19 protein-coding genes are annotated in these 23582 nt (G+C 69.6%); 8 read left to right on the top strand and 11 right to left on the bottom strand.

The window, feature by feature from the left end:
- Positions 1-45: 45 nt before the first annotated feature.
- Positions 46-930 (bottom strand): fumarylacetoacetate hydrolase family protein, encoded by an 885-nt coding sequence (locus tag K2X24_RS09485; RefSeq protein ID WP_292497124.1) that lies wholly within the window; start codon positions 928-930, stop codon positions 46-48.
- 438 nt (positions 931-1368) lie between these two features.
- Here K2X24_RS09485 and K2X24_RS09480 point away from each other — a divergent pair, with 438 nt between their 5' ends.
- Positions 1369-2706: a porin gene (locus K2X24_RS09480; RefSeq protein ID WP_292497121.1), complete on the top strand. Its 1338-nt coding sequence runs from the start codon at positions 1369-1371 to the stop codon at positions 2704-2706.
- Between the two features lie 24 nt (positions 2707-2730).
- Here the strand turns inward: K2X24_RS09480 and K2X24_RS09475 are convergent, their stop codons facing one another.
- From K2X24_RS09475 to phaC, 3 genes are all read right to left on the bottom strand, one after another.
- Positions 2731-3969 carry an MFS transporter gene (locus K2X24_RS09475; RefSeq protein ID WP_292497119.1) on the bottom strand — a complete coding sequence of 413 codons (1239 nt, stop codon included), beginning with the start codon at positions 3967-3969 and terminating at the stop codon, positions 2731-2733.
- Between the two features lie 124 nt (positions 3970-4093).
- Entirely contained in the window at positions 4094-4540 is a 447-nt protein-coding gene (locus tag K2X24_RS09470) for an N-acetyltransferase (protein WP_292497116.1), read from the bottom strand.
- Positions 4537-6342 carry a class I poly(R)-hydroxyalkanoic acid synthase gene (phaC, locus tag K2X24_RS09465; RefSeq protein WP_292497115.1) on the bottom strand — a complete coding sequence of 602 codons (1806 nt, stop codon included), beginning with the start codon at positions 6340-6342 and terminating at the stop codon, positions 4537-4539. The genes K2X24_RS09470 and phaC overlap by 4 nt, the downstream gene beginning before the upstream one ends.
- Before the next feature lie 143 nt (positions 6343-6485).
- Between phaC and K2X24_RS09460 the strand changes: the two genes are divergently transcribed.
- From K2X24_RS09460 to K2X24_RS09445, 4 genes are all read left to right on the top strand, one after another.
- Positions 6486-6824 carry a hypothetical protein gene (locus K2X24_RS09460; RefSeq protein WP_292497113.1) on the top strand — a complete coding sequence of 113 codons (339 nt, stop codon included), beginning with the start codon at positions 6486-6488 and terminating at the stop codon, positions 6822-6824.
- Between the two features lie 243 nt (positions 6825-7067).
- Entirely contained in the window at positions 7068-8285 is a 1218-nt protein-coding gene (locus tag K2X24_RS09455; RefSeq protein WP_292497111.1) for an LL-diaminopimelate aminotransferase, read from the top strand.
- A 192-nt stretch (positions 8286-8477) separates the two neighbouring features.
- Positions 8478-8690 carry a hypothetical protein gene (locus tag K2X24_RS09450; RefSeq protein WP_292497185.1) on the top strand — a complete coding sequence of 71 codons (213 nt, stop codon included), beginning with the start codon at positions 8478-8480 and terminating at the stop codon, positions 8688-8690.
- Between the two features lie 141 nt (positions 8691-8831).
- A complete protein-coding gene (locus K2X24_RS09445) occupies positions 8832-9155 on the top strand; it encodes a hypothetical protein (protein WP_292497184.1) in 324 nt (107 codons plus the stop codon).
- A 7-nt stretch (positions 9156-9162) separates the two neighbouring features.
- Here the strand turns inward: K2X24_RS09445 and K2X24_RS09440 are convergent, their stop codons facing one another.
- On the bottom strand, positions 9163-9540 hold the full coding sequence (locus tag K2X24_RS09440; RefSeq protein ID WP_292497108.1) for a DUF2809 domain-containing protein: 378 nt from the start codon (positions 9538-9540) through the stop codon (positions 9163-9165).
- Positions 9541-9643: 103 nt separating this feature from the next.
- On the opposite strand from K2X24_RS09440, the gene prfB reads away from it, so the two are divergent.
- A protein-coding gene (gene prfB / locus K2X24_RS09435) for a peptide chain release factor 2 (protein WP_292497105.1) occupies positions 9644-10772 on the top strand; the annotation gives its coding sequence in 2 pieces (ribosomal slippage) (positions 9644-9712 and positions 9714-10772; 1128 coding nt in all).
- Between the two features lie 94 nt (positions 10773-10866).
- On the opposite strand, the gene K2X24_RS09430 is transcribed toward prfB, so the two are convergent.
- Positions 10867-12000: a M23 family metallopeptidase gene (locus K2X24_RS09430; protein WP_292497102.1), complete on the bottom strand. Its 1134-nt coding sequence runs from the start codon at positions 11998-12000 to the stop codon at positions 10867-10869.
- A gap of 157 nt (positions 12001-12157) precedes the next feature.
- Positions 12158-12652 (bottom strand): peroxiredoxin, encoded by a 495-nt coding sequence (locus K2X24_RS09425; RefSeq protein WP_292497182.1) that lies wholly within the window; start codon positions 12650-12652, stop codon positions 12158-12160.
- A gap of 157 nt (positions 12653-12809) precedes the next feature.
- On the opposite strand from K2X24_RS09425, the gene K2X24_RS09420 reads away from it, so the two are divergent.
- Positions 12810-16250 (top strand): DUF3971 domain-containing protein, encoded by a 3441-nt coding sequence (locus K2X24_RS09420; RefSeq protein WP_292497101.1) that lies wholly within the window; start codon positions 12810-12812, stop codon positions 16248-16250.
- 219 nt (positions 16251-16469) lie between these two features.
- On the opposite strand, the gene K2X24_RS09415 is transcribed toward K2X24_RS09420, so the two are convergent.
- Positions 16470-18671 (bottom strand): 3-hydroxyacyl-CoA dehydrogenase NAD-binding domain-containing protein, encoded by a 2202-nt coding sequence (locus tag K2X24_RS09415; RefSeq protein WP_292497098.1) that lies wholly within the window; start codon positions 18669-18671, stop codon positions 16470-16472.
- A gap of 117 nt (positions 18672-18788) precedes the next feature.
- Between K2X24_RS09415 and K2X24_RS09410 the strand changes: the two genes are divergently transcribed.
- Complete coding sequence (locus tag K2X24_RS09410; protein ID WP_292497097.1) at positions 18789-19574, top strand: EAL domain-containing protein; 786 nt, start codon at positions 18789-18791, stop codon at positions 19572-19574.
- Positions 19575-19604: 30 nt separating this feature from the next.
- Here the strand turns inward: K2X24_RS09410 and K2X24_RS09405 are convergent, their stop codons facing one another.
- The 3 genes from K2X24_RS09405 to K2X24_RS09395 form a co-directional block, all read right to left on the bottom strand.
- A complete protein-coding gene (locus K2X24_RS09405; protein ID WP_292497095.1) occupies positions 19605-20105 on the bottom strand; it encodes a hypothetical protein in 501 nt (166 codons plus the stop codon).
- A 100-nt stretch (positions 20106-20205) separates the two neighbouring features.
- Positions 20206-21414, bottom strand: a complete 1209-nt coding sequence (locus K2X24_RS09400) for an acetyl-CoA C-acetyltransferase (RefSeq protein ID WP_243911376.1) — start codon at positions 21412-21414, stop codon at positions 20206-20208.
- 163 nt (positions 21415-21577) lie between these two features.
- Positions 21578-23365, bottom strand: a complete 1788-nt coding sequence (locus K2X24_RS09395; protein WP_292497092.1) for an acyl-CoA dehydrogenase C-terminal domain-containing protein — start codon at positions 23363-23365, stop codon at positions 21578-21580.
- Positions 23366-23582 lie beyond the last annotated feature (217 nt).

The following is a 23582-nucleotide window of genomic DNA, read 5'->3' as shown; positions in this document are numbered from 1 at the left end:
CCATGAGGCGAATCCCGGCCTAAAAATCAAGCCGGGCGTGCGCCCTCAATGCGTCGGCTCGCCCGCCGCGACCTTCGCGGTCCAGTCGTCGAAAGCGACGATTTCCTGGCGCTGCGCGCCGAGCCCCGCGATCCCGAGGGTCATCACGTCGCCGTTGCGCAGGAAGCGGGGCGGCTTGCGGGCCATGCCGACGCCGGGGGGCGTGCCGGTGGTGATGACGTCGCCGGGCTCCAGCATCATGAAGTGCGAGACGTAGGCCACGAGCTGCGCCGGATCGAAGATCATCGTGGCGGTGGAGCCCGTCTGCATGCGGGTGCCGTTCACGTCCAGCCACATGGCCAGATTCTTGAGGTCCGGAATTTCGTCGAGGGTAACGAGCCAGGGGCCCAGCGGGCCGAAGGTCGGGCAGCCCTTGCCCTTCGCCCAGGTGCCGCCGCGCTCCATCTGGAATTCGCGCTCGGAGACGTCGTTGCAGATGCAGGCGCCCGCCACGTAGGACAGGGCCTCGTTGGCGTGCACGTAGGAGGCGCGCGCACCGATCACGAGGGCGAGTTCCACCTCCCAGTCGGTCTTGGCCGAGCCCTTGGGCAGGATCACCCGGTCGTTGGCGCCCGCGAGGCACGAGGGCGCCTTGTTGAACAGGATCGGCTCGGGCGGGATGTCGGCGCCGATCTCGGCGGCGTGATCGGTGAAGTTCAAGCCGATGGCGACGACGTTGCGGGTGCCGCCGACGCAGGGGCCGAGGCGGGTCGCCGGCGGCAGGAGCGGCAGGCTCTCCGGGTCGATCCGGCGCAGGCGCTCCAGGGTTTCGCGCGACAGCACGGATCCGGCGATGTCGCGGACATGGTCCGAGAGGTCGCGCAAGCCGCCGCGCGCGTCGACGAGGCCGGGCTTCTCGTCGCCGCTCTCGCCGTGACGGATCAATTTCATCGCTCGTTCCTCCGCGCAGGATTCTTTCGGCAGACATCGATCGGACGAGACCCAAGGGCAAGGGGCGCGGGAGAGGGTCCGGTGGGCAAATCGCCGGCAGGGCCGCTGCCGGGCCCGGCTGGGATGCCGGATTCGTCACCAAAAGGTCACACCGCCGCCCCGCGATGCGGCACCGGCGCATTTTTCTCCTTTGACACTTATTCACGCCGGCAAAAGTTTAGATGTGAACCATTCTGCCTGTGTCCAACGGATAGCGAGGTGCCGCATGCAATATTGCGCAAATTACAGTACAGTGCAATAATTTATCTTGGCTTTTACTTATACGTTCAGGCATTGCGAAGTCGCGAAAGCCGCGTCATTGTCGTGTCCAAGGTGCAGCACCCGGTCCGACAGGGCGGGACCAAGCCAAGCACCATGGATAGGGGTGGGTCTCGCGACATGACGGGCACGATTCGGAGCCGTTCTTACCGCAACTGGGCGCTTTCGGGCGTTTCCGTCGCTCTCCTCGCCGCCGGCGTCACGCAGGCCTCGGCCGGTGCCTTCGGCATCCGCGAGCAGAGCACCGAGGCACAGGGCATGGCCTTCGCGGGCACGGCCTCCGGCTCCGGCGGCGTCTCGTCGATGTTCTGGAACCCCGCCACCGTGACCATGCGGCCGGGTTGGGTCACCGAGCAGAACCTCAGCCTGATCAACCTGTCCGGCAAGATCACCCCGGAGGCGGGCACCAACCCGGCCTTCGCGCGCCTCGGCGACAGCGGCGACATCGGGCAGGGCGCGATCGTGCCGGCGGGCGCCACCTCCTACCAGCTGAACGACCGGCTCTGGGTCGGCATCCAGACCGGCGCGCCCTTCGGCCTCGTGACGAAGCCGCGCGACACCTGGGCGGGCGAGCTCTACGGCCGCTCGAACCGGATCTTCACCCTCGCCTTCAATCCGGTGATCGGCTTCAAGGTGAACGAGTGGCTCTCCATCGCCGCCGGTCCCAACATCGAATATTTCAAGCTCACCCTGAAGCAGGCGCAGATCACCGGGGTGCCCTTCGACCCGGCGAACCTCGCGAGCGCGCGCCTGACGGGCGATTCCTGGGGCGTCGGCTTCACGGCCGGCGTGCTAATCACGCCTTTCGCCGGAACCGCCTTCGGCGTCGGCTACCGCTCCACGGTCCATCACGATATCGAGGGTTCGCTCCGGCTGCCCGGCCCCGCCGCCGCCCTCGGCGGTCCGGTGGCGGCCAACCTGAACACGCCCGAGAAGGTCACGGTGGGTGTGACCCAGGCGATCAACCCCGTCACCCGCGTCAATTTCGGGTTCGAGTGGGACAACTGGAGCCGCTTGAAGAACGTCGCTGTCGTCCCGCTGGTCCTCGGCCGCGCCGGGACCGCGCTGCCCCTGAACTACAAGGACGGTTTCACCTACGCGGTCGGTGCCGAGTACGACTGGTCGCCGGCCCTCACTGTCCGGGGCGGTGTCGCCTACGAGGTCTCGCCCATCGACTTCGAGAACCGCTCGGTGCGCCTGCCCGACAACAACCGCGTCAACGTTTCGATCGGCGCGAGCTACCGCTGGAGCGAGAAGCTGACTCTGACCGCCGCCTACTCGCACTTCTTCGTCGAGAAGGGCCGCATCCTGTCGGGCGTCGGGCGGGACTACAACGTGCAGAACATCGCCTTCGCGGGCGTCGCCGACAGCAGCGCCGACATCGTCTCGGTGGGCTTCCGCTACGTCTTCGGCGAGCCGGCGGTCGCCGCCCCGGCGCCGATCGTGCGCAAGTTCTGAGTATGCTCAGGGCCCTCCACGCCCTCAGGGTCGCGGCGCGGCCGGCCCGAGGCGAGTCGACAGGACGAGCATGACGGGCACGGCGGCGAGCGCGGTTGCCGCCGCCGCCAGCATCGCGCCGCGTGGTCCCACCGCATCCCCGAGGGGGCCGTAGAGCAGCGGGGCCGCGAGCGCGCTACCGCCCAGCGTCCAGGTGTAGAAGACCGCGAAGGCCCGCTGGACCTGCCCACCGGGCGCGAGTTCCGGCACCGTGCCGTAGAGGACGGACGAGGTCCCGTTCAGCATCACGCCGAGCACCGGCAGCACGGCGAGGACGGGGGCGAGCGGCAGCAGGATCACGGCGAGAATCGCGAGCGCCGTGCCGGTCTCGGTGAGCACCACCGTGCGCGTCACGCCGAGGCGCTCGCCGAGCCGTCCGCAGACCGCCTTGCCCAGCGCTCCGCCGACGAAGACGGCCGAGAGCGCGAAGCCCACGGTCGTCAGGGCCGCGCCCTTCTGTTGGAGCAGGAACGGCAGGTAGAGCAGGAAGGCCGGGCGCGCGGCGTTGTCGAGGATGCCGATGGCCACCAGCAGGGGAAATCCGCGCGCCGGTTCCGCGGGCGAATCCCCGGCCGCCGCGGCGGGCGAGGTCCGCGCCGCCGCTTCGAAGCGCGCGCCGGGATCGCGGCGCAGGAGCCACGGCAGGCTCACGGCGACCGCGACGCCGAGCGCCGCGATCAGCCACAGGGCGGTGCGCCAATCCGTGAGCGTCAGCAGGAGCCCGACGAGGGGCGGCACGCTCGCTTTGCCGAGGTCGCCCGTGAAGTTGTAGGTCCCGAGGGGCCCGCGGGCGTTGCGGCCATAGGCCCGGGCGATCAGGGTCGAGGCGAGGGGATGCTGGGTGCTGCTCCCCGTGCCCCCCAGGGTGAGCGCGACGCTGAGGCCGAGGAGCGAGCCCGAGAAGCCGGCCAGGGCGTACCCTGCGGCGCTGAGCAGTGTGCCGAGGATCAGCACCGTCCGCACGCCGAGGCGTTCCGCGAGGCGGCTCGCCGGCATCTGCAGGGCGGCGAGCGCCCCGTTGTAGAGGCTACGCAGCAGGGCGAGCGCCGCGAAGCCGAGGCCGAACTCCGCCTGCCAGACCGGCAGCAGCACGTAGATCAGGTCGGTGTAGCCGTCGTGCAGCGCGTGATTGATGCCGACGCCGATCAGCGTGCGGCGGGTCTCGGGAGGATTTGAAGGGTCGAGGGACGGGCGCGGCAATGTCAGGTCCGGTGCGGGCGGCATGCGGGCGCTTTCTGTTTTTGCCGGCTCAAGATCACGCCCGAGGGGCGGGTGGGCAAACGCTTGGACGACCCGACGCCCCGAACCGCACGCTCGCGGGAGCCCATGCGACCGGCCGGAGATCGTCTCACGCCCCCGGACCCTGTCCCGTCAGACGCTTCACGTAGAAGATGCGGTCGTGCCCGGGCGGGTAATCCGTGATCCGCCCGCATTCCGAGAAACCCAGGCGCTCGTAGAACGCCGGCGCCTGGAAGGTCCAGGTATCGAGCCAGATGCCGGCGAGCCCGCGCCGCCGGGCCGCGTCCTCGGCCAGCGCCATCACCCGGCGTCCGAGGCCCTGCCCCCGGGCGGGACCGAGGGCGAGGAGTTCGACGAACAGCATGCCGTAGCCGGTGCGGCCCCAGAGGCCGCCGACGACGGCGCCGCCCTCGTCCCGGACCGTGACGGCGAGCAGGCCCCAGTCGCCGTTGGGCACCTGGGCCTCGTTGTGGGCCACGAGGGGCGCCAGGATCTCGGCCCGGATCGCCGGGTCCGGGTCCGACTCAAGCCGGAGCGTCCAGCCTCCGACGCTCACGCCTTCATGCGCACGTAGGTGCCGGGGGCGGGGCAGATGGCGGCGAGGCCGCCGTCGCCCGGGACCCGCGCCGGCACGCGGGCGGGCGCCTGATGCTCCAGCCACTGGAACCAGTAGGGCCACCACGATCCCTTGTGCTCGGTGGCGGCCGCCACCCAATCCTCGAACCGGCCGGTCGCCGGGCCGCCGGTCCAGAAGCCGTATTTCGGCTTGGCGGGCGGGTTCACGACCCCGGCGATGTGGCCGGAGCCCGCGAGCACGTAATCGACCGGCCCGCCGAACTTCGAGGAGCCCTCGAACACCGACAGGGCGGGCGCGATGTGGTCTTCCTTCGTGGCCAGGTTGAAGATCGGGATCTTCACCTTCTTCAGGTCGAGGCGCACGTTCCCGAGAATCATCTTGCCCTGCGCGAGCGTGTTGTCGAGGTAGCAGTTGCGCAGGTAGAACGAGTGGTTGGCCGCCGGCATCCGGGTCGAATCGGCGTTCCAGTACAGGAGGTCGAAGGCCATAGGCGCCTGACCCTTGACGTAGTTGTTGACCACGTAGGACCAGATCAGGTCGTTGGGACGCAGCATGTTGAAGGCGGTGGCCATGCCGGTGCCCTCGAGGTAGCCGCGCTTCTGCATCCGCGACTCGATCAGGCGGATCTGCTCCTCATCGGCGAACACCTTCAGGTCGCCCGCATGGGTGAAGTCCACCTGCGTGGTCAGGAAAGTGGCGCTCTTGATGCGCTTGTTGCCGGTGGCCGCCTGCATCGCCAGGGTCACGGCCAGTAGGGTGCCGCCCACGCAGTAGCCCGCCGCCGCGACCTCGCTCTCGCCGGTGGCCACCCCGATGGCGTCGATGGCGGTCTCGATGCCCTCGCGCATGTAGCTCTCGAAATCCTTGTCGGCGTGCCGCGCGTCCGGATTGACCCAGGAGATGCAGAACACCGTCAGGCCCTGGGAGACCATCCAGGCGATCAGGCTCTTGGCGGGGTTCAGGTCGAGGATGTAGAACTTGTTGATCCAGGGCGGCACGATGAGGAACGGGCGCTTGAGCACCGTCTCGGTGGTCGGCGCGTACTGGATCAGCTCCATCAGGTCGTTGCGGAACACCACCTGGCCCGGCGTCACCGCCACGTTGACGCCGACCTCGAAGCCGGCGCCCGGGTCGGTCTGGCGCACGCGCAGCTGGCCCTGGCCGGCTTCGATGTCCTCGGCGAGCATCTTCATGCCGCGCACGAGGTTGGCGCCGTTCTCCTTCAGGGTGTGGCGAATGAGTTCCGGGTTGGTCATCACGAAGTTCGAGGGCGAGAGCGCGCCGGAGATCTGGCGCAGGTAGAACTGCGCCTTGTGGCGGGTGTGCTCGTCGATGCCCTCGGCCTCGTCGACCATCGTCTCGGCCCAGCGGGAGGTGATGAGGTAGCTCTGCTTGATGAAGTCGAAGATCGGGTTGGTGGACCATTCCGCGTGGGCGAAGCGGTTGTCCTTCGGCTCGGGCTGGGCCACGGGCGGGGCGTTCTCGCCCTGCAGGCGCTGCCAGGTCGAGCCCCACAGGGTGATGAAGGCCTCGCTCAGCCGGGTCTGGGCCTCAACGGTCTTCTTCGGGTCGGAGAGCCAGGTCTCGGCCACGCTGCCGAGGGTGCGGACCACGTCCTTGACCTCCTCCGGCGGCTCGACGGGCTGGACCACGAGCGCGTCGGAGGTCGCGACGGGCTTCATGTAGCGGGAAGCCGCGCGCTGGAATTCCTCGACCAGCAGGCTCGCGTTGCGGGACAGAGCCTCGATATCGGGCAGCGGCGTCGTCCGTTCGGTCGTCACGCGTGCATCTCTCCCCGTTCCGGCTCAGTCCTTTCGCCGCGCGACGCCTGCCACACGGCTCTGGGAGCCTCGTTTCCGACAAATTAACGCGCCATCGCGCAGTTCCGCCAGAGCGCCCGTCCTCGAATCGGCCGACTACCCCCATGTCCCGGCTTCACAACCCTCAGTTTGTCGCTGCCCTGGCCGCCGTCGCGCTCCTCGGCGGCTGTTCGGGCGACCTCAACCCCATGCGCATGGCGTACGGGACCGGCGAGGCCGGGCCGCCGCCCAAGACGCCCGACTTCGTGGCCAAGTCCCGGCGCGGGGGCGACGACTTCATGCCCGTGGGGGTCTCCGCCCCGGCCCGGCCCGTGCGGGCGAAGTCCGCCGAGGGCACCAAGGCCCTGGAGGACGAGCTGATGGCCGCACGCGGCCGCAACGAGGCCAAGGGCCGATCCGCCGAGAGCGCCGCCGGCAAGACCGGGCAGCTGCCCAAACCCTGAGCCGCGCAGATATCGTTCGGCGCCGTGGCACAAAACTGCTAGACATGGGGCCGACGTGCGAATTCATCGACGGTCTCGCGGGGCGGGTCCGTCGGCGACGGCCGGATGCCACCCGAGGGACATCCGGTCTAGACCACGTCTCCGTCTCGGGTCGATGACAGTTCCGCGCGATCAGGCACGCCACGCGCACCCAACCTCGTGCTCTCGGACCGAAATTCCTATCCCCCGGATATTGTGAAGGCCATGACCGACTTCCATCGCATCAAGCGCCTGCCCCCCTACGTGTTCGAGCAGGTGAACCGGATCAAGGCCCAGGCCCGCGCCAACGGCGCCGACATCATCGACCTCGGCATGGGCAACCCGGACCTCGACGCGCCGAAGCACGTCATCGCCAAGCTGGTGGAGACCGCCGGCCGCCCGCGCACGGACCGCTACTCGGCCTCGAAGGGCATCGCGGGCCTGCGCCGTGCCCAGGCCGGCTACTACAAGCGCCGCTTCGGCGTCAGCCTGAATCCCGACACCCAGGTGGTGGCGACGCTGGGCTCGAAGGAGGGCTTCGCCAACATGGCCCAGGCGATCACGGCGCCGGGCGACGTGGTGCTGGTTCCGAACCCGAGCTACCCGATCCATGCCTTCGGCTTCCTCATGGCCGGCGGCGTCATCCGCTCCGTGCCGGCCGAGCCGACGCCCGCCTTCTTCCCGGCGGTGGAACGGGCGATGCAGCACTCGATCCCCAAGCCCGTCGCGATCGTGGTCTGCTACCCCTCGAACCCGACCGCCTACGTGGCGAGCCTCGATTTCTACCGGGACCTCGTCGCCTTCGCCAAGCGCCACGAGATCATCATCCTGTCGGATCTCGCCTACGCGGAGGTCTACTTCGACGGCGAGCCGCCGCCCTCCGTGCTGGAGGTGCCGGGCGCGATCGACTGCACGGTGGAATTCTCGTCCCTGTCGAAGACGTTCTCCATGGCCGGCTGGCGCATGGGCTTCGCGGTCGGCAACGAGCGCCTGCTCGCGGCCCTGACGCGCGTGAAATCCTACCTCGATTACGGGGCCTTCACGCCGATCCAGGTCGCCGCTACCGCCGCCCTGAACGGGCCGGAGGACTGCATCGTAGAGATGCGCGGGATCTACAAGAAGCGCCGCGACGCGCTGATCGAATCCTTCGGCAAGACCGGCTGGAAGATCCCGACCCCCTCCGCATCGATGTTCGCCTGGGTGCCGATCCCGGAGAAATACGCGGAACTCGGCAGCCTCGAATTCTCGAAGCTGCTCCTCGAGAAGTCGGACGTGGCGGTGGCGCCCGGCATCGGCTTCGGCGAGCACGGCGACAACTACGTCCGCATCGCGCTCGTGGAGAACGAGCAGCGCATCCGTCAGGCGGCCCGCAACATCCGGCGCTTCTTCGATTCGGCGGACAAGACGCTGCACAACGTCGTGCCGCTCTCCAAGGCCGGCTGATCCCTGCGCCGATATCGTCCAGCCGAAACCCCACCCGGCCGTTGTTGCGGCCGGGAGACAGGCGCCCGCAAAGCGGCGTGGCCTGAGCGGTCGCGCTTGTCACGGGCCGGCTTGGTCCGCAGGGTCGGCACGAGGCCGCGCCGCATCTGTGGCCGGCGGTTGAGGCCCGAGGATCGTATGCGTGGTTCGATGATGCGTGGTTTGACGCTCGCCGCCGCCCTGGCGCTGGCCGGGACTGCCGGCGCCTGCGCCCCGAAGCCCATCGTCGCCCGCGATCCGGTGCCCGCACCGGCCCCGGGCGTCGGCTATGCCTGCGATTCCCGTCCGACCGTGCTCAACGCCTTCCAAACCACGTGCGAGCCCCTGCTGCGCGAGCCCCAGGTGGTCGTGCGCGCAAAGGGATAACGCCCGGCCGCCGACGCGATTAGGCGTGGATGCCGCAAACCTGCGGCGCCCCGGCCACGGACAAGCCCCCCGCGTTCGGCCATAGTGCGGCCGGGCGCGCTACAACCGATCCAGGCTGCCCGCCGGAGTGCCTTCGTGCTGATGACCTTGCGAACCGTCCTCGCCACCGGCCTGATCGGTCTCGGGCTGACCTGCGCGGCCAGCGCCCAGACGATGTTTCTCGGCGCCAACGGCCCCGTGGTGCTGCCGACGAGCCCGAATTCGGGCCGTCCCGTGCCGGACGATCCGCGCGCCGTGCCGGTCCCGCACGTGATGAACGGCGGCGGCTTCGGCCTGACGGGCACGGACTATTACAGCGACAGCGTCACCGAGGGTCCGCTCAACAAGCGCCACCGCCGCCGCGAATTCGTGCTGGCTCCGGCCCTGATCGGCCCTCCGGACTTCGTGCGTCCCGCGCTTCCGTAGGCTGCGTCTACCCCCGCCGGTCGGCGAGGCGCGCGGCGAGAATGCCGCCCGCGTAGGCGACGAGGTTGAGGAGCGAGAACACCCGGCCGATCAGGAGTTTGCCGGCCAGCGTCAGCCGGAAGGCGTCGAGGCCGGGCGTATGCACCAGCCGGAAGGCCTCCACCGCCAGTGCGAGCGACGCCGCCAGCGCGACGATGCGCCGGCGTGGCTGCGGCAGGACCAGCCCGACGAGACCGTAGACCATCGCGCCCCAGAGCACCGATCCGCCCCACTTCGTCACGGCCTGAGGCAGGCCGAGGGGCAGGAGGCGCAAGCTCAGGCCCGCGGCGATCACCCCGAGCGTGAGGGCGAGGAGGCGGCGCCGGGCGCGCGGGTCGTGTGTCATCGGGTCAGCGATCCGGAGCGCGGGGCCTCAGGCCGTTTACACCACCGGGGCGTCCCGGTATCACCCGGTCCCACACCCCGAAAACACGAGCCCGAAACACCAGATGCGCGCCGAGATCGAACAACTCTCGGATGCCGCCAAGCAGTCGATCGGACTGCTGAGGAGGCATCTTTGACTGGGATACCGTCGAGAAACGCCTCGCGGAGCTGAATGCGGCTTCCGAGAACCCCGAGCTTTGGAACGACGCCGAGGCGGCCCAGAAGGTCATGCGCGAGCGCACCCAGCTCGATGACGCCGTCAACGCGATCAAGAAGCTCTCCCAGGACCTCGAGGACGCCCACACGCTGATCGAGCTCGGCGAGATGGAGGGCGACGAGGCCAGCATTCAGGAAGGCGAGGCCGGCGTCCGCGCCGTCGAGAAGGAGGCCGCGCGCCGCCAGATCGAGACCCTGCTCTCCGGCGAGGCCGACGCCTTCGACACCTATCTCGAAGTGCACTCGGGCGCCGGCGGCACCGAGAGCCAGGACTGGGCCAACATGCTCCAGCGCATGTACGGCCGCTGGGCCGAGCGCCGGAAGTACAAGGTCGAGATCGTCGAGTGGTCGGACGGCGACGAGGCCGGGATCAAGGGCGCCACGCTCCTGATCAAGGGCCACAACGCCTATGGCTGGCTGAAAACCGAGTCGGGCGTGCACCGGCTGGTGCGGATTTCGCCCTACGATTCGAGTGCGCGCCGCCACACCAGCTTCGCATCCGTCTGGGTCTATCCCGTCATCGACGACCGGATCGAGATCGAGATCAAGGAATCCGATTGCCGCATCGACACCTACCGGTCGTCGGGCGCGGGCGGCCAGCACGTGAACACCACCGATTCGGCCGTTCGCATCACCCACATCCCCACCGGGATCGTGGTGGCGTGCCAGCAGGAGCGCTCGCAGCACAAGAACCGGGCCACCGCCTGGAACATGCTGCGCGCCCGCATGTACGAGGCCGAGCTGAAGAAGCGGGAGGAGAAGGCCAGCGCCGAGGCCGCCGCCAAGACCGATATCGGCTGGGGGCACCAGATCCGAAGCTACGTCCTCCAGCCCTACCAGCTGGTCAAGGACCTGCGCACGGGCACGCAATCGACGGACCCGGACGCGGTCCTGGACGGCTCCCTCGACCCGTTCATGGAAGCCTCCCTGGCCCAGCGCGTCTATGGCGGGGCGGACGTGGTGGAAGACATCGAGTAGGGCGGCGGGTCGGCGATACCGGCGCATCGGGCGGTGCACATCCCCTCGCTCCGCTTGCGGGGAGAGGGGAACGCGGAACCGACGCTCCGATCCATCAAAGCGCGTCGGCGACCCGCAGGAAGCGCTGCGGGTCCACCGGCTCGCCGTCGATCCGGGTCTCGTAGTGCAGGTGGCTGCCGGTCGAACGGCCGGTCGAGCCGACGCGGCCCACGATGGTGCCGGGCTCGACCCATTGGCCGGGCGTGACGTCGAAGGCCGAGAGGTGGGCGTAGCGGGTCATCAGGCCGTGGCCGTGATCGACCTCCACCATGTTGCCGTAGCCGCCGCTGTAATCCGCCAGGGTAACGCGCCCGGCCGCCGTGGCGCGGGCCGGCTCCCCGGTCTCCGCCCGCATGTCCATGCCCGTGTGCATGGCGTAGCCGCGGGTGAACGGATCGAGGCGGGCGCCGAAAGTGCTGGACAGGGTGATCTCGCCGGAAAGCGGCCGGCGGACCGGCAGGGCGGCCGCGATACGGCGCAGGCGCGCCGTCTCGGCGAGGTTGCGCTGGGCCTGGGCCATCGCGGCGCCGAAGGCGTCGCCGGTCAGGGGGACGAGGGGACCGCCAAGGCCGGGCTCCCGGCCGCGCTCGAAGCGGGCCGGATCGAGGCCGAGGCGGGCGACGAGGCCGCGCAGGCGCTGGGCGCCCCGCCCGGCGCTCACGCCGATGCCGTCGAGGAGGTAGGTCTGGGCCTGGGCGAGGCCGTCGAGACGCTTCTCCAGCACGGCCAGGCGGGTCTCGACGCTGCGGGTGGACTGGCGGCCCGGGCTCGCGTCGTCGCGGGTGCGCAGTTCCAGGGTGTCGGGGGTCGGGAAGGGCTTTGCGCCCGCGCCGCGCGGCCCCGGCTCGTCGATGGCGGCCTCCTCGGCGACGGGCGAGGCAACCGGCGAGGTGAGCGGCGGAGCGGCGCCCGGCTCGCCCGCGAGGCCGGCGAGCTGCGCCTGCCGGGCTTCCAGGGCGGCCTGGCGCTGGCCGAGTTCCGCCAGGCGTTGGGCGATGCGCTCGCGGACCGAGGCCTGTTCCAGGGCGGCCCGATCGAGCTGAAGGCGCAGGGCGCCGATGCGCTCCTCGTAGCCGTACTGCAGGGCGCTCTGCTGCGAGACGAAGCGGGCCAGGACCTCGTCGTGGAAGACGAGGTAGTAGGTCGCCCCGCCGGCCCAGAGGGTGGCCAGCGCCAGCGCTCCGGCCATGAGGCGCGGGCGCAGGGATGCGGCAGGGACCGGAGGACGGACCGCCCGGGCGCCGGGCGGTCGAGGGGAGGTTCTCATGGGACGGGTGACCTGATCCACCGGGCCACCTTGCCGGGATCAGGGTTAACGAACCGCCAAACGAACGGCCGGGAGGGCTTCAATCCATAACCATCCGGCGACCGCGTTTCAGGGAAGTGCGCGCGGCGGCCAGGACCTCCTCGGCGTGGCCCGGCACCTTCACCTTCGGCCAGATCCGGGCGATGCGTCCCTCGCGGTCGAGCAGCAGGGTGGTGCGCTCCACGCCCATGTACTTGCGCCCGTACATGCTCTTCTCGACCCAGACCCCGTAGGCCTCGAGCATCGCCTTGCCCTCGTCGGAGGCGAGCGGGAAGGTGAGACCGTACTTCGCCCGGAACTTGTCGTGGCTCTTCACGGAATCCGGCGAGACCCCGATCACGAAGGCGTCAGCCGCCGCGAAGTCGGGGCCGAGGGCGTTGAAGCCCTGCGCCTCCAGGGTACAACCGCTCGTGTCGTCCTTGGGGTAGAAGTAGAGCACGGCCTTGCGGCCCTTCAGGGCGGCGAGGCTGATGGTTTCCCCGCCGGCACCCGCCAGGGTGAAGTCGGGAGCCTGATCTCCGGTATCGAGGGGCATCATGCCTTCCTTTCGGCCGATTGATAGTGTGCCTCTGGAGGTGCGCCGTGGCGAGGCCGACCGCCCGCGACGAACGAACGGTACCGGAAGCTGAAACCCTCAAGGACAGCCGCTCGATAGCCCGAGGGGACGTTCCGATCCAGCGGCACAAGGATTGATGGACCAGGAAACGGCCACAGGTTTGGGACCCGCGCGGCCGGCCGCGCGGCGGCGTCCGCTGCTCTGGATCGCGGCGGCAATCGTGCTCGGTCTCGTCCTCGCCGTCGGCGGTCTCATCGCGCGCCTCAGCTCCGGGCCCTTGCGCATCGACGGCATGTCGGAGCGGGTCGCCGCGGCCATCGCGGGCAGCATCGGCCCGGGCTGGCGCGTCGCGCTCAGCGACAGCGCCGTCGAGATCGACTCCGAGCAATCCCTGGCCCTCCGGGTGGCCGGGCTCGACATCCGCAACCCGGAGGGCGCCCTCGTGGTGCGCGCGCCCCAGGCCGTGGTGAGCCTCGACACCTGGGGGCTCCTGCGCCTCGTGGTGAAGCCCCGCGCCATCGAGTTCCGCGACCTCCAGATGACCGCCCTGGTGCACCGTGACGGCAGCATCGCCTTCGCGGCCTCCGACACCCAGCAGGCCGGAACCGTCCAGCCCCACACCCTGCCGAGCGTGGACGCGGCGCTCGGCAAGGTCTCGCCGATCTCGGCGAGCGTCGCCTCGATCTTCGGGGTGGTGCTCGATTCCGCCGGCATCGTGGGAGCCCTCGACCGGGCCCGGATCACCAACGGGCGCCTGACCCTGATCGACGACGATGCCCGCCAGCGCGCGGTCTTCGAGCACGTCAACGGCCTGTTCCGGCGCGATGCCACCCGGGACGCCCGGGTGTTCGAGCTGCGCATCGACGGACCCCACGGCGAGTGGCGCTTCGGCGGCACCCTGCACGAGGCCGGCGGCACCCGCCGCACCGGCACGATCACCCTCGACGACCTGCCGATCACCGATCTGCTGCTCCTGTCCGGACAGTCGAAGCTGCCGGTGGAGACCGATCTGAAGCTCTCCGCCAAGGCGGAGGTCGCCATCGATGCCGGCCGCATCGAGACCATGACGGCCGAGATCGGCACGGGCGGCGGCAACGTCCTCATCGAGGAAAAGGACTTCAACCCCGTCACCATCGACAGCCTGAAGGCCCTGGTGAGTTGGGACGAGGGCAAGCGGGCGATGCGGCTCGACGGCCTCGACTATCACGGCGCCGGCAACGCCGTACATCTGACAGGCACCTGGCTCGCCGGCGCCTCCGGCTCGGACGCCGCCTGGACGCTGCAGCTCGCGGGCGAGAACGCGGTGCTGCGCGGCGCTAACGCGGCGGACCAACCCGTCACCCTCGACGCGGTCTCGGCCCATCTCACTGGCAAGGCCGGCGGCGTCGTCATCGACGACTTCACCGTGAAGGCGGGTGCCGCCAGCGGGCAGATCACCGGCACGCTGGGCACCGCCGCCGACGATGACGGCCTCACCCTGCGGATCGTCGCCGCCCGCACGGGGGCGCGCCTCGCCCTGCGACTCTGGCCGGAGCACGTGGCGCCGCCCGCGCGCAACTACCTCGTGGACAACCTGCGCTCCGGCATCGCAGAAACCGTCGACATCACGGTGGACATGAGCGGCCCCGAACTCGCCGCCGCGACGCGGGGCGAGCCGATGCCCGACAACGCCGTGCGCATCGACTTCACGGTCTCGGACGCCACCCTGGCGGTGGCGCCCGACGCGCCGCCCCTCACCAAGGGCCGGGTGACCGGCACCATCACCGGGCAGACCACCACGATCCGCAACGTCACCGCCGACCTGCGGATGCCGGACAACCGCACCCTCTCGATCGCGGACGGGTCCTTCGTGATCCCGAAGATCGCTCCGGATTCGGTGGTGGCCCAGATCGGCCTGCGCCTCGGCGGCGGGGCCGATGCCCTGGTCTCGATGCTGCAGACGAAGATGTTCAAGAGCCTGACCGGGGTCGATCTCGATCCGGCGGCGGTGAAGGGCAGCGCCGACCTGCGCATCGACTTTCCCCTGAACCTCAAGCACATCCCGGACCTGGCCGAGCTGCCCGTCGTCATCTCGGGCACGCTCACCGACATCGCCATGGACAAGGCCTTCGGCAAGGAGCGCCTGGAGGCCGGCCGCTTCGCGGTCTCGTACGACCGGGGCGCGTTCACCCTGAAGGGCGACGCGCGCGTGATGGGTTCGCCCCTGACGGTGGACCTGCGCCAGCCCAAGGCCGGGGCGCCGGGCGAGCTCAACGTATCGCTGGCCCTCGACGAGGCCCTGCGGGCGCGCAAGGGCCTGCCCGTCGCGCCGCAGCTCTCCGGCATCATTCCGGTCCGGATCAACGTGCCGTTCGGGCGCGGGGGCAAGCCGCCGATCCGCGTCGAGGCGGACCTCGTCCGCGCCGCCAGCGACGGGCTTCTACCCGGCTTCGCCAAGACGGCCGGCAAGCCCGGCCGCGCGAGCTTCACGGTGGTGGAGAGCGCGAATGGCGGCCTCGACCTGCGCGACCTCAGCCTGGACGCCGCGCCCGTCACGGTACGCGGCAGCGCCAGCCTGAGCGGGGAGGGCGGCTTCGAGCGCGCGGATCTCACCACCCTGAAGCTTTCGCCCGGCGACGACATGCGCGTGCAGGCGGAGCGCAGCGGCAACGGCTACCGGGTCTCGGTGAAGGGCGCGGTGGGCGACGCGCGTCCCTTCCTGCGCGGGCTGACCGGGCCGGAGGGCAAGGGCGGCCGGGACGGCAACCCGAAGGACATCGACGCGGACGTGAGCCTCGGCATCCTCACGGGCTTCAACGGCGAGGCCCTGACCAATGCCAGCGCCAAGGTGTCCTTGCGCGGTCGCGACATCCGCAGCGGCCGCCTGCAGGGCAAGTTTACCGGCGCGCCCTTCAGCGCCCAGGTCACGCACGCCGAGCGCGGCGCCGCGACCATCACCATCGAGACCCTCGATGCCGGCTCGACCCTGCGCTTCGCCGACATCTACAAGCGCATGTATGGCGGCAAGCTCATCATGACGAGCGCGCTCAGCGACGGCCCGCAACCGGGCTCCGTCCAGATCCGCAACTTCGTCCTGCGCAACGAGCCCGCCCTGTCGAGCATCGTGGCGCAGGGGCCGGCCACCAGCGAGGCGGTGGACGCGCGGGGCCGCAAGTACGTGGTGCAGAATGCCGGCAACGACGTCGAGTTCGACCGCCTGCGGGCGATCTTCACCCGCACCGGCACCCGGATCGACATCAGCGACGCCGCGATCTCCAACCCCGCCATGGGTTTCACGATGACGGGCTTCCTCGACACCGCCAAAGAACGCACCGACATCAACGGCACCTTCGTGCCGCTCTACGGCCTGAACAACGTCGTCTCGCAGTTGCCGATCCTGGGCCAGCTCCTCGGGGGCGGCCGCAACGAGGGCCTGTTCGCCCTGAACTTCCGGGTCTCGGGCCGGCTCTCGAAGCCGGATGTCAGCGTGAACCCGCTCTCGGCCCTCGCCCCCGGCATCCTGCGCAAGCTCTTCAGCGCGGGCGGCGGCAACGACGGCGTCACGGGCGCGACGCTACCGCCCGAGACGGAGCGCTGAGGTTTTCCGCGCGACCCTGGCCTGAGACGTTTTCCGGCTGAATCGTTCGGGTTCTGGCGCGGGTCCCCTCTCCTGAAAGGAGAGGGAGCGCGTCGCGCTCAAGCAGGCCGAAGCCATCACCCGGAAATCGTATGACGAAGGCCGGCGAAAACGCATCGGGCCCCTCTCTCCGCGCGGGGGAGAGGGGCCCTGGTCTCGCCGTCGGATCGACGCTCCGGGTCAGGCCGCCTTGCGGGCCGCGTCGCCGTAGAACGTCCCCCCGCGCGCGGCCATGTCGAGGAGGTTATCGGGCACGGCGAAGCGGGGGCCGTGCTTGGCCTCCAGGCCTTGCGCCAGGTTCACGAAGGCCTGCGCGCCCATGAAGTCGATGTACGACAGGGCGCCGCCCGTGAAGGGCGCGAAGCCGAAGCCGAGGATCGAGCCGACATCCGCCTCGCGGGGATCGGTGACCACGCCCTCGCCGACGGTGCGGGCGGCCTCCAGGGCCTGCACCACGAGGAGACGCTGCTTCAACTCGGTGAAGTCCACCGCGTCGGGATCGACCTTGGTCGCCTGGAGGCCGGCGAGGCCGGGCCACAGGCGCTTGGGCGCACCCTCGGGGTAATCGTAGAAGCCCTTCTTGTTCTTGCGGCCGAGCCGGCCCTCGCCCTCGACGAGGGTGGTGAGCAGCGCCTTCTGGGCCGGGTCGATGCTCTCGGCACCGAGTTGCGCCTCGGTCGCCTTGACGATCTTCAGGGCGAGGTCGACCGCGACCTCGTCGGTGAGCGAGAGCGGGCCGACCGGCATGCCCGCCTGGCGGCCGGCATTCTCGATCATCGCCGCCGGGATGCCCTCGTTCAGCATCTTGTGGCCCTCGAGCAGGTAGGCGCCGACGCAGCGGTTGGCGAAGAAGCCGCGCGCGTCGTTGACCACGATCGGGGTCTTCTTGATCGCCCGGACGTAGTCGAGGGCGGTGGCCAGCGCCGCGTCGCCGGTCCGGTCGCCCTTGATGATCTCGACGAGCATCATCTTCTCCACCGGCGAGAAGAAGTGAATGCCGACGAACTGCTCCGGCCGGGCCGAGGTCTCGGCCAAGCCCGTGATCGGCAGGGTGGAGGTGTTGGAGGCGAAGATCGTCTCCGGCCGGATCACGGCCTCGACCTTGGCGATGACCTCGGCCTTCACTTTCGGATCCTCGAACACCGCCTCGATGACGAGGTCGCAGGCGCCGAGATCGGCGTAGTCGGCGCTCGTGGTGATGCGGGCGAGCAGGGCGTCGCGGTCGGCGGTCTTGGCCCGGCCCTTGTTGATCTGGTCGGTGACGAGCTTGTGGGCGTAGGCCTTGCCCTTCTCGGCGGCCTCCAGGGACTGGTCGACGAGGACGACCTCCATGCCCGCATTGGCGCTGACATAGGCGACGCCCGCGCCCATGAAGCCGGCGCCCACGACGCCCACGCGGCTGACCTTGGTGGCCGGCACGTCCTTCGGCCGGCGCGCGCCCTTGTTCAGTTCGCCCATGGAGAGGAACAGCGTGCGGATCATCGCCGCCGCCTCCTTGGTGCGCAGGATATGGGCGAAGTAGCGGCTCTCGACGCGCAGGGCCTGGTCCATGGGCAGCTGCAAGCCCTCATAGACCGAGGCCAGGATCGCCTTGGCGGCGGGGTAGTTGTCGTGCGTCTCACGCCGGTAGATGGCGTTGGCTGGCGGCCAGATCATCATGCCGGCCGGCGAATAGACCTTGCCGGACGGTGCCTTGAACTTCGGCTGGTCCCAGGGTGCCACGGCCGAGCCGCCGGCCGCGATCCAGGCCTTGGCCTTGGCGACCATCTCGTCCCGGCCCGCGACCTCGTGCACGAGGCCCATGTTCCGGGCCATCATGGGGCGGATCTGCTCGCCCTTGAACAGCATCTGCAGGGCGTCGCCCGTCTGCATCAGGCGCGCGACGCGCTGTGTGCCGCCGCCGCCCGGGAACAGGCCGACCTTGATCTCGGGCAGGCCGACGCGGGTCTTCGGGTCGTCCGAGAGCACCCGGTAATGGCAGGACAGCGCGAGTTCGAAGGCGCCGCCGAGGCAGATGCCGTGCACGGCCGCCGCGAAGGGCTTGCCGCAGGTCTCGAGCTTGCGGAACACCAGGGTGAGCTTGCGCGACTCCTCGAAGAAGTGGCGCATCGCCTCCTCCTCGCCGCGCTCGGCCTTGAGCGACTCGTAGGCGCGGCCGAGGCCCTGAAGCATCGTCAGGTCGGCGCCGCCGGAAAAGTTTTCCTTGCCGGAGACGATGACGCAGCCCTTGATGCCTGCGTCCGCCACCACGGCGTCGACCACTTGTCCGAGCTCGTCCATGACCGCGTCCGTGAAGACGTTCATGGAACGGCCCGGCATGTCCCAGGTCGCCAGCGCGATCCCGTCGGCATCGGTCTCAAGACGGAAATTTGTGAGATTCATCGCTGATCCTCGGGTTGGCGGCGGTTAGGGCTTCGGCGGAAGCGCTTAAGCCAATCTCAAAACTTGCGTGTGCATCCCGGATTGCCAGGAAGCACATCGCTGCGACAGGACAAGACCATGACCGGACGGATCGGCTGCCAGGGCTGCCGCGATGGCGCCGAACTCGACTTCACCTTCACGATGGCCTTCCAGCCGATCCTCGATCTGGCCGAGAGCCGGGTCTGGGGCTACGAGGCCCTCGTGCGCGGCACGGGCGGCGAATCCGCCGCCTCCATCCTCGGGCGCGTGACCCCGGAGACGGTCTACCGGTTCGACCAGGCGGCGCGGGTGAAGGCGATCGAGCTCGCCGGACGCCTCTTTCCCGCCGACGACGCGACGCGCCTGTCGATCAACTTCATGCCGAACGCCGTCTATGAACCGGCGGCCTGCATCCGCTCGTCCCTGGAGGCGGCGCGCAAGGCAGGCTTCGCGCACGACCGGATCATGTTCGAGTTCACCGAGAACGAGAAGTTCCGCGACACCGCCCACGTCTCGCGCATCGTCTCCGAGTATCGCCGTCAGGGCTTCCTGACGGCGCTCGACGATTTCGGCGCGGGATTCGCGGGCTTGAGCCTGCTGGCGAACTTCCAGCCGGACCTCATCAAGATCGACATGGACCTCCTGCGCGGCATCGACACCGACCAACGCCGCCAGGTCATCGTGGCGGGCATCATCGGCATCGCCGGCTCGCTCGGCATCGCGGTGATCGCCGAGGGGGTCGAGACGGCCGCCGAGCTGGACACCCTGCGCGGCCTCGGCGCGACCCTGTTCCAGGGCTACCACTTCGCCAAGCCGCGCCTGGAGGCGCTCCCGCCGGTGACGGGCTTCCCGGCGGGCGGGTACGACCACGCGCTGGTGGCTTGAAACGGCCATCGGAGCGCCCGCCGAACCGCCTCAGCGCGCCGGCATCGGCATCGGGGCGCCGGGCGCGCCCGGAGCGCCGTTGGCCACCGAGTCGCCGGCCGCCGCGATCGCCAGCATGTTGAGGAGCTTGGTCACCGAGGCCTGGGAGACCGCCGTGACGGTGGAGGCCGGATCGGCGTTGATCGTCTGGAACTTCTGGTAGGTCTTGTCGCCATAGATGTCGGCGAGGTGCTTCAGCTCGTCGAGGCTGAACTTCTCCGCATAGGCCTTCGACAGGCCGTCGAGCATGGTCTCGCGCTGCTTGTCGAACTCGGCGCGGATCTCCTTGCGCACCGCCTCGGCCTTGTCCTCCTTCATCGGCGCGACCGTCTTCTCGAGGGCGCCGGTGAACCCGACCTCGAGGTTCTTCAGCGTCGTCTTCTGGACGAGGTCCTTGGCCGTGGCGATCCGGTCGGCCATGTCGTCGGCGCGGGCGGCGATCGGCAGGCACAGGGCCGTGGTCAGGCAGAGGGTGGCGAGCAGGCGCGTCATCGTGGCGTATCCTCGAAAGTCTTCTTGTGAGCCCACCGCCGGGCGACGGCGGGCGCCGCCGTCTACCCCATTGCCAGAGGGATGGGGAGGCGACCCGACCTCACACCCGCTCGATGATGGTGGCCGTGCCCATGCCGGCGCCGATGCACAGGGTGACGAGGGCGCGCTCCTTGCCGGTGCGCTCCAGTTCGTCAAGCACGGTGCCGAGGATCATCGCGCCCGTGGCGCCCAGAGGGTGGCCCATGGCGATGGCGCCGCCGCAGACGTTGATCCGGGCCGGGTCGACGTCGAAGGCCTGCTGGAAGCGCAGCACCACGGCGGCAAAGGCCTCGTTGACCTCGAACAGGTCGATGTCGGACAGGCTCATGCCGGCGCGGGCCAAAACCTTCTTCGTCACGTCGACGGGGCCTGTGAGCATCAGGGCCGGGTCCGACCCGATATTGGCGAAGGCGCGGATGCGGGCGCGCGGCTTGAGGCCCGCGGCATCGCCGGCCTCGCGCGATCCGATCAGCACGGCGGCGGCGCCGTCGACGATGCCCGACGAGTTGCCCGCATGGTGGACGTGGTTGACGGTCTCGACGTCCGGATGCGCGTCGATCGCCACGGCGTCGAAGCCGCCCATCTGGCCCATCTGGACGAAGGAGGCCTTGAGCTGCCCGAGCGACTGCATGTCGGTGGAGGGCCGCATGTGCTCGTCGTGCGCCAGCAGCGTGATCCCGTTGATGTCGCGCACCGGCACCACCGCGTCGGCGAAGCGCCCCTCGGCCCAGGAGGCGGCCGAACGCTTCTGCGATTCGACCGCGTAGGCGTCGCAATCGTCGCGGGAGAAGCCGTATTTCGAGGCGATGAGATCGGCGGACACGCCCTGGGGCATGAACCAGGACTTGATCGCGATGGCCGGGTCCACCGGCCAGGCTCCGCCAGAGGCGCCCAGGCCCACGCGGCTCATCGACTCGACGCCGCCGCCCACCGTCATGTCGTGCTGGCCGGCCATGACCTGCGCGGCGGCGAAGTTCACCGCGTCGAGGCCCGACGCGCAGAAGCGGTTGATCTGAACGCCCGGCACGTGGGTGCCGTAATCGGCCACCAGGGCGGCCGCGCGGGCGATGTCGCCGCCGGCCTCGCCCACCGGATCGACGCAGCCGAGCACGACGTCGTCGACGCGGCGCGTGTCGAGGGCGTTGCGGTCCTTCAGGGCGCGTAGGGCCACCTCGGCGAGGCGAAGCGCCGTCACCTCGTGCAGGGCGCCGTCCGGCTTGCCGCGTCCCCGGGGGGTGCGGACGTGGTCGTAGATGAAGGCCTCGGGCATGCGCGTTTCCTTGTTTCCCTCCCCCCTCCGCGGGGGAGGGTGGCGAACGTCAGTGAGCCGGGAGAGGGAAGCGCCCCGTCCGGAGGCGGCGTTCCCCTTTCCCGACCCGGCCTCGCGGCCGGGCCACCCTCTCCCGCAAGGGGGAGAGGGGTCGGGAGCCTTCTTAGAAAGCCTCGGCGCTGAGCGCCATCGTGGTTTCCGATCCGGCCTTGATCCGGACCAGCCGGGTCGCGGTCTCGGGCAGCATCCGTTCCATGTAGAAGCGGCCGACCACGAGCTTGGCGGCCATCGCGTCGGAAGCGGCTTCGGCCTGCCGGGCGAGGGCCGCCTTGGCGATGCGCGCCCACATGTAGCCCATGGCGACGAGGCCGAGGAGGTGCATGTAGTCGGTGGCGCCCGCACCCGCGTTGTCGGGCTTCGAGAAGGCGTTCTGCATGAACCACATGGTGGCGCCCTGCAGGTCGTTCAGACCGGCCTGGAGGGGGGCGACGAAGGGCTTCATGCCGTCGTCCTCGCCGTGGTCCTTGATGAAGGTCTGGACCTCGCCGAGGAAGCTCATCATCGCGCGGCCACCGTCCTTGGGCAGCTTGCGGCCGATGAGGTCCATGGCCTGGATGCCGTTGGCGCCCTCGTAGATCATGGCGATGCGGGCATCGCGCACGAACTGCGACATGCCCCATTCCTCGATGTAGCCGTGGCCGCCGAACATCTGCTGGGCCTCGACCGCGTTGGCGAAGCCCTTGTCGGTGAGGACGCCCTTCACCACGGGCGTCATCAGGCCCATGTGGTCATCCGCGCTCTGGCGTTCGGCCGCATCGTCGGAACGATGCCCAATATCGGCCTGGAGCGCGGTCCAGAGCACGAGGGCGCGGGCGGCCTCGTTGAAGGCGCGGATGCCCATCAGGGTGCGGCGCACGTCGGGGTGGACGATGATCGGGTCGGCGGCCTTCTCGGGCGCCTTGGCGCCGGTGAGCGAGCGGCCCTGGAGCCGGTCCCGCGCGTAGGCGACGGCGTTCTGGTAGGCGACCTCTGACTGGCCGAGGCCCTGGACGCCGACCGCGAGGCGCGCCTCGTTCATCATCACGAACATCGCGTTGAGGCCGCGATTCTCCTGGCCGACGAGCCAGCCCTTGGCCCCGTCGTAGTTCATCACGCAGGTGGAATTCCCGTGGATGCCCATCTTGTGCTCGAGGGAGCCGCAGGAGACCGGGTTGCGCGCGCCCACCGAGCCGTCGTCGTTCACGAGGAACTTCGGCACCACGAAGAGCGAGATGCCCTTGGTCCCGGCCGGCGCGCCCTCGATGCGGGCGATGACAAGGTGAATGATGTTCTCGGAGAGGTCGTGCTCGCCCGCCGAGATGAAGATCTTGGTGCCGGTGAGGCTGTAGGAGCCGTCGCCGTTCGGCACCGCCTTGGTCTTCAGGAGGCCGAGATCCGTGCCGCAATGCGGCTCGGTCAGGTTCATGGTGCCGGTCCAGGCGCCTTCCACCATCTTGGGCAGGTAGAGCGCCTTCTGCTCCTCCGAGCCGTGCACCAGGAGGGCGGCCATCGCGCCCTGGGTCAGGCCCGGATACATGCCGAGAGCGAGGTTGGCGCCGGAGGCGAATTCCTGGATCGCGGTGTTGAGGGTGTGGGGCAGGGCCTGCCCGCCGTATGCCTCGGGCATCGACAGGCCCATCCAGCCGCCGCCCGCATAGGCGTCGTAGGCGGCCTTGAAGCCCTTCGGTGTCGTGACACTGCCGTCGGGATGGCGGATGCAACCCTCCCGGTCGCCGACGGCGTTCAGGGGTGCGAGCACCGTCTCGGCGAGCTTGGCGCCCTCGTTGAGCACCGCCTCCATCACGTCCGGCGAGGCGTCCGAGAAGCCGCGCAGGTTGTCGTAGCGGTGGAACCCGAACACGTCGTTGAGCAGGAACAGCACGTCCTCGACGGGTGCCTTGTAGCTTGGCATCGCGCATCATCTCCCGGAAACGGTTGCGTTCTTGGAAGGCCCTGCGGCCCCCGGCGCACCTGATGGTTCATATCTAAACTATTTTTGGCCGGGCGCAAAGGAGAAGATTCGCGGGAGCCGCCGCGCGTTCGCGACGTCCGACGCAGAGACCTTAACCGGGTGTTTACCAAGAATACCAAATGTCGGGGACATGCGATCTGCCGTTAACGCCTACCCG

Source organism: Methylobacterium sp. (assembly GCF_019750675.1).
Classification (GTDB): Bacteria; Pseudomonadota; Alphaproteobacteria; order Rhizobiales; family Beijerinckiaceae; genus Methylobacterium.
Note: the sequence above shows the minus strand (reverse complement) of the source record. Positions and strands in the feature narration are given on the sequence as shown.

Excerpts from the sequence above, each read along its gene's own strand:
- K2X24_RS09485 (WP_292497124.1), bottom strand. The coding sequence starts at position 930 with ATGAAATTGATCCGTCACGGCGAGAGCGGCGACGAGAAGCCCGGCCTC.
- K2X24_RS09480 (WP_292497121.1), top strand. The coding sequence starts at position 1,369 with ATGACGGGCACGATTCGGAGCCGTTCTTACCGCAACTGGGCGCTTTCG.
- K2X24_RS09475 (WP_292497119.1), bottom strand. The coding sequence starts at position 3,969 with ATGCCGCCCGCACCGGACCTGACATTGCCGCGCCCGTCCCTCGACCCT.
- K2X24_RS09460 (WP_292497113.1), top strand. The coding sequence starts at position 6,486 with ATGTCCCGGCTTCACAACCCTCAGTTTGTCGCTGCCCTGGCCGCCGTC.
- K2X24_RS09455 (WP_292497111.1), top strand. The coding sequence starts at position 7,068 with ATGACCGACTTCCATCGCATCAAGCGCCTGCCCCCCTACGTGTTCGAG.
- K2X24_RS09450 (WP_292497185.1), top strand. The coding sequence starts at position 8,478 with ATGCGTGGTTTGACGCTCGCCGCCGCCCTGGCGCTGGCCGGGACTGCC.
- K2X24_RS09445 (WP_292497184.1), top strand. The coding sequence starts at position 8,832 with ATGACCTTGCGAACCGTCCTCGCCACCGGCCTGATCGGTCTCGGGCTG.
- K2X24_RS09440 (WP_292497108.1), bottom strand. The coding sequence starts at position 9,540 with ATGACACACGACCCGCGCGCCCGGCGCCGCCTCCTCGCCCTCACGCTC.
- K2X24_RS09430 (WP_292497102.1), bottom strand. The coding sequence starts at position 12,000 with ATGGCCGGAGCGCTGGCGCTGGCCACCCTCTGGGCCGGCGGGGCGACC.
- K2X24_RS09425 (WP_292497182.1), bottom strand. The coding sequence starts at position 12,652 with ATGCCCCTCGATACCGGAGATCAGGCTCCCGACTTCACCCTGGCGGGT.
- K2X24_RS09420 (WP_292497101.1), top strand. The coding sequence starts at position 12,810 with ATGGACCAGGAAACGGCCACAGGTTTGGGACCCGCGCGGCCGGCCGCG.
- K2X24_RS09415 (WP_292497098.1), bottom strand. The coding sequence starts at position 18,671 with ATGAATCTCACAAATTTCCGTCTTGAGACCGATGCCGACGGGATCGCG.
- K2X24_RS09410 (WP_292497097.1), top strand. The coding sequence starts at position 18,789 with ATGACCGGACGGATCGGCTGCCAGGGCTGCCGCGATGGCGCCGAACTC.
- K2X24_RS09405 (WP_292497095.1), bottom strand. The coding sequence starts at position 20,105 with ATGACGCGCCTGCTCGCCACCCTCTGCCTGACCACGGCCCTGTGCCTG.
- K2X24_RS09400 (WP_243911376.1), bottom strand. The coding sequence starts at position 21,414 with ATGCCCGAGGCCTTCATCTACGACCACGTCCGCACCCCCCGGGGACGC.
- K2X24_RS09395 (WP_292497092.1), bottom strand. The coding sequence starts at position 23,365 with ATGCCAAGCTACAAGGCACCCGTCGAGGACGTGCTGTTCCTGCTCAAC.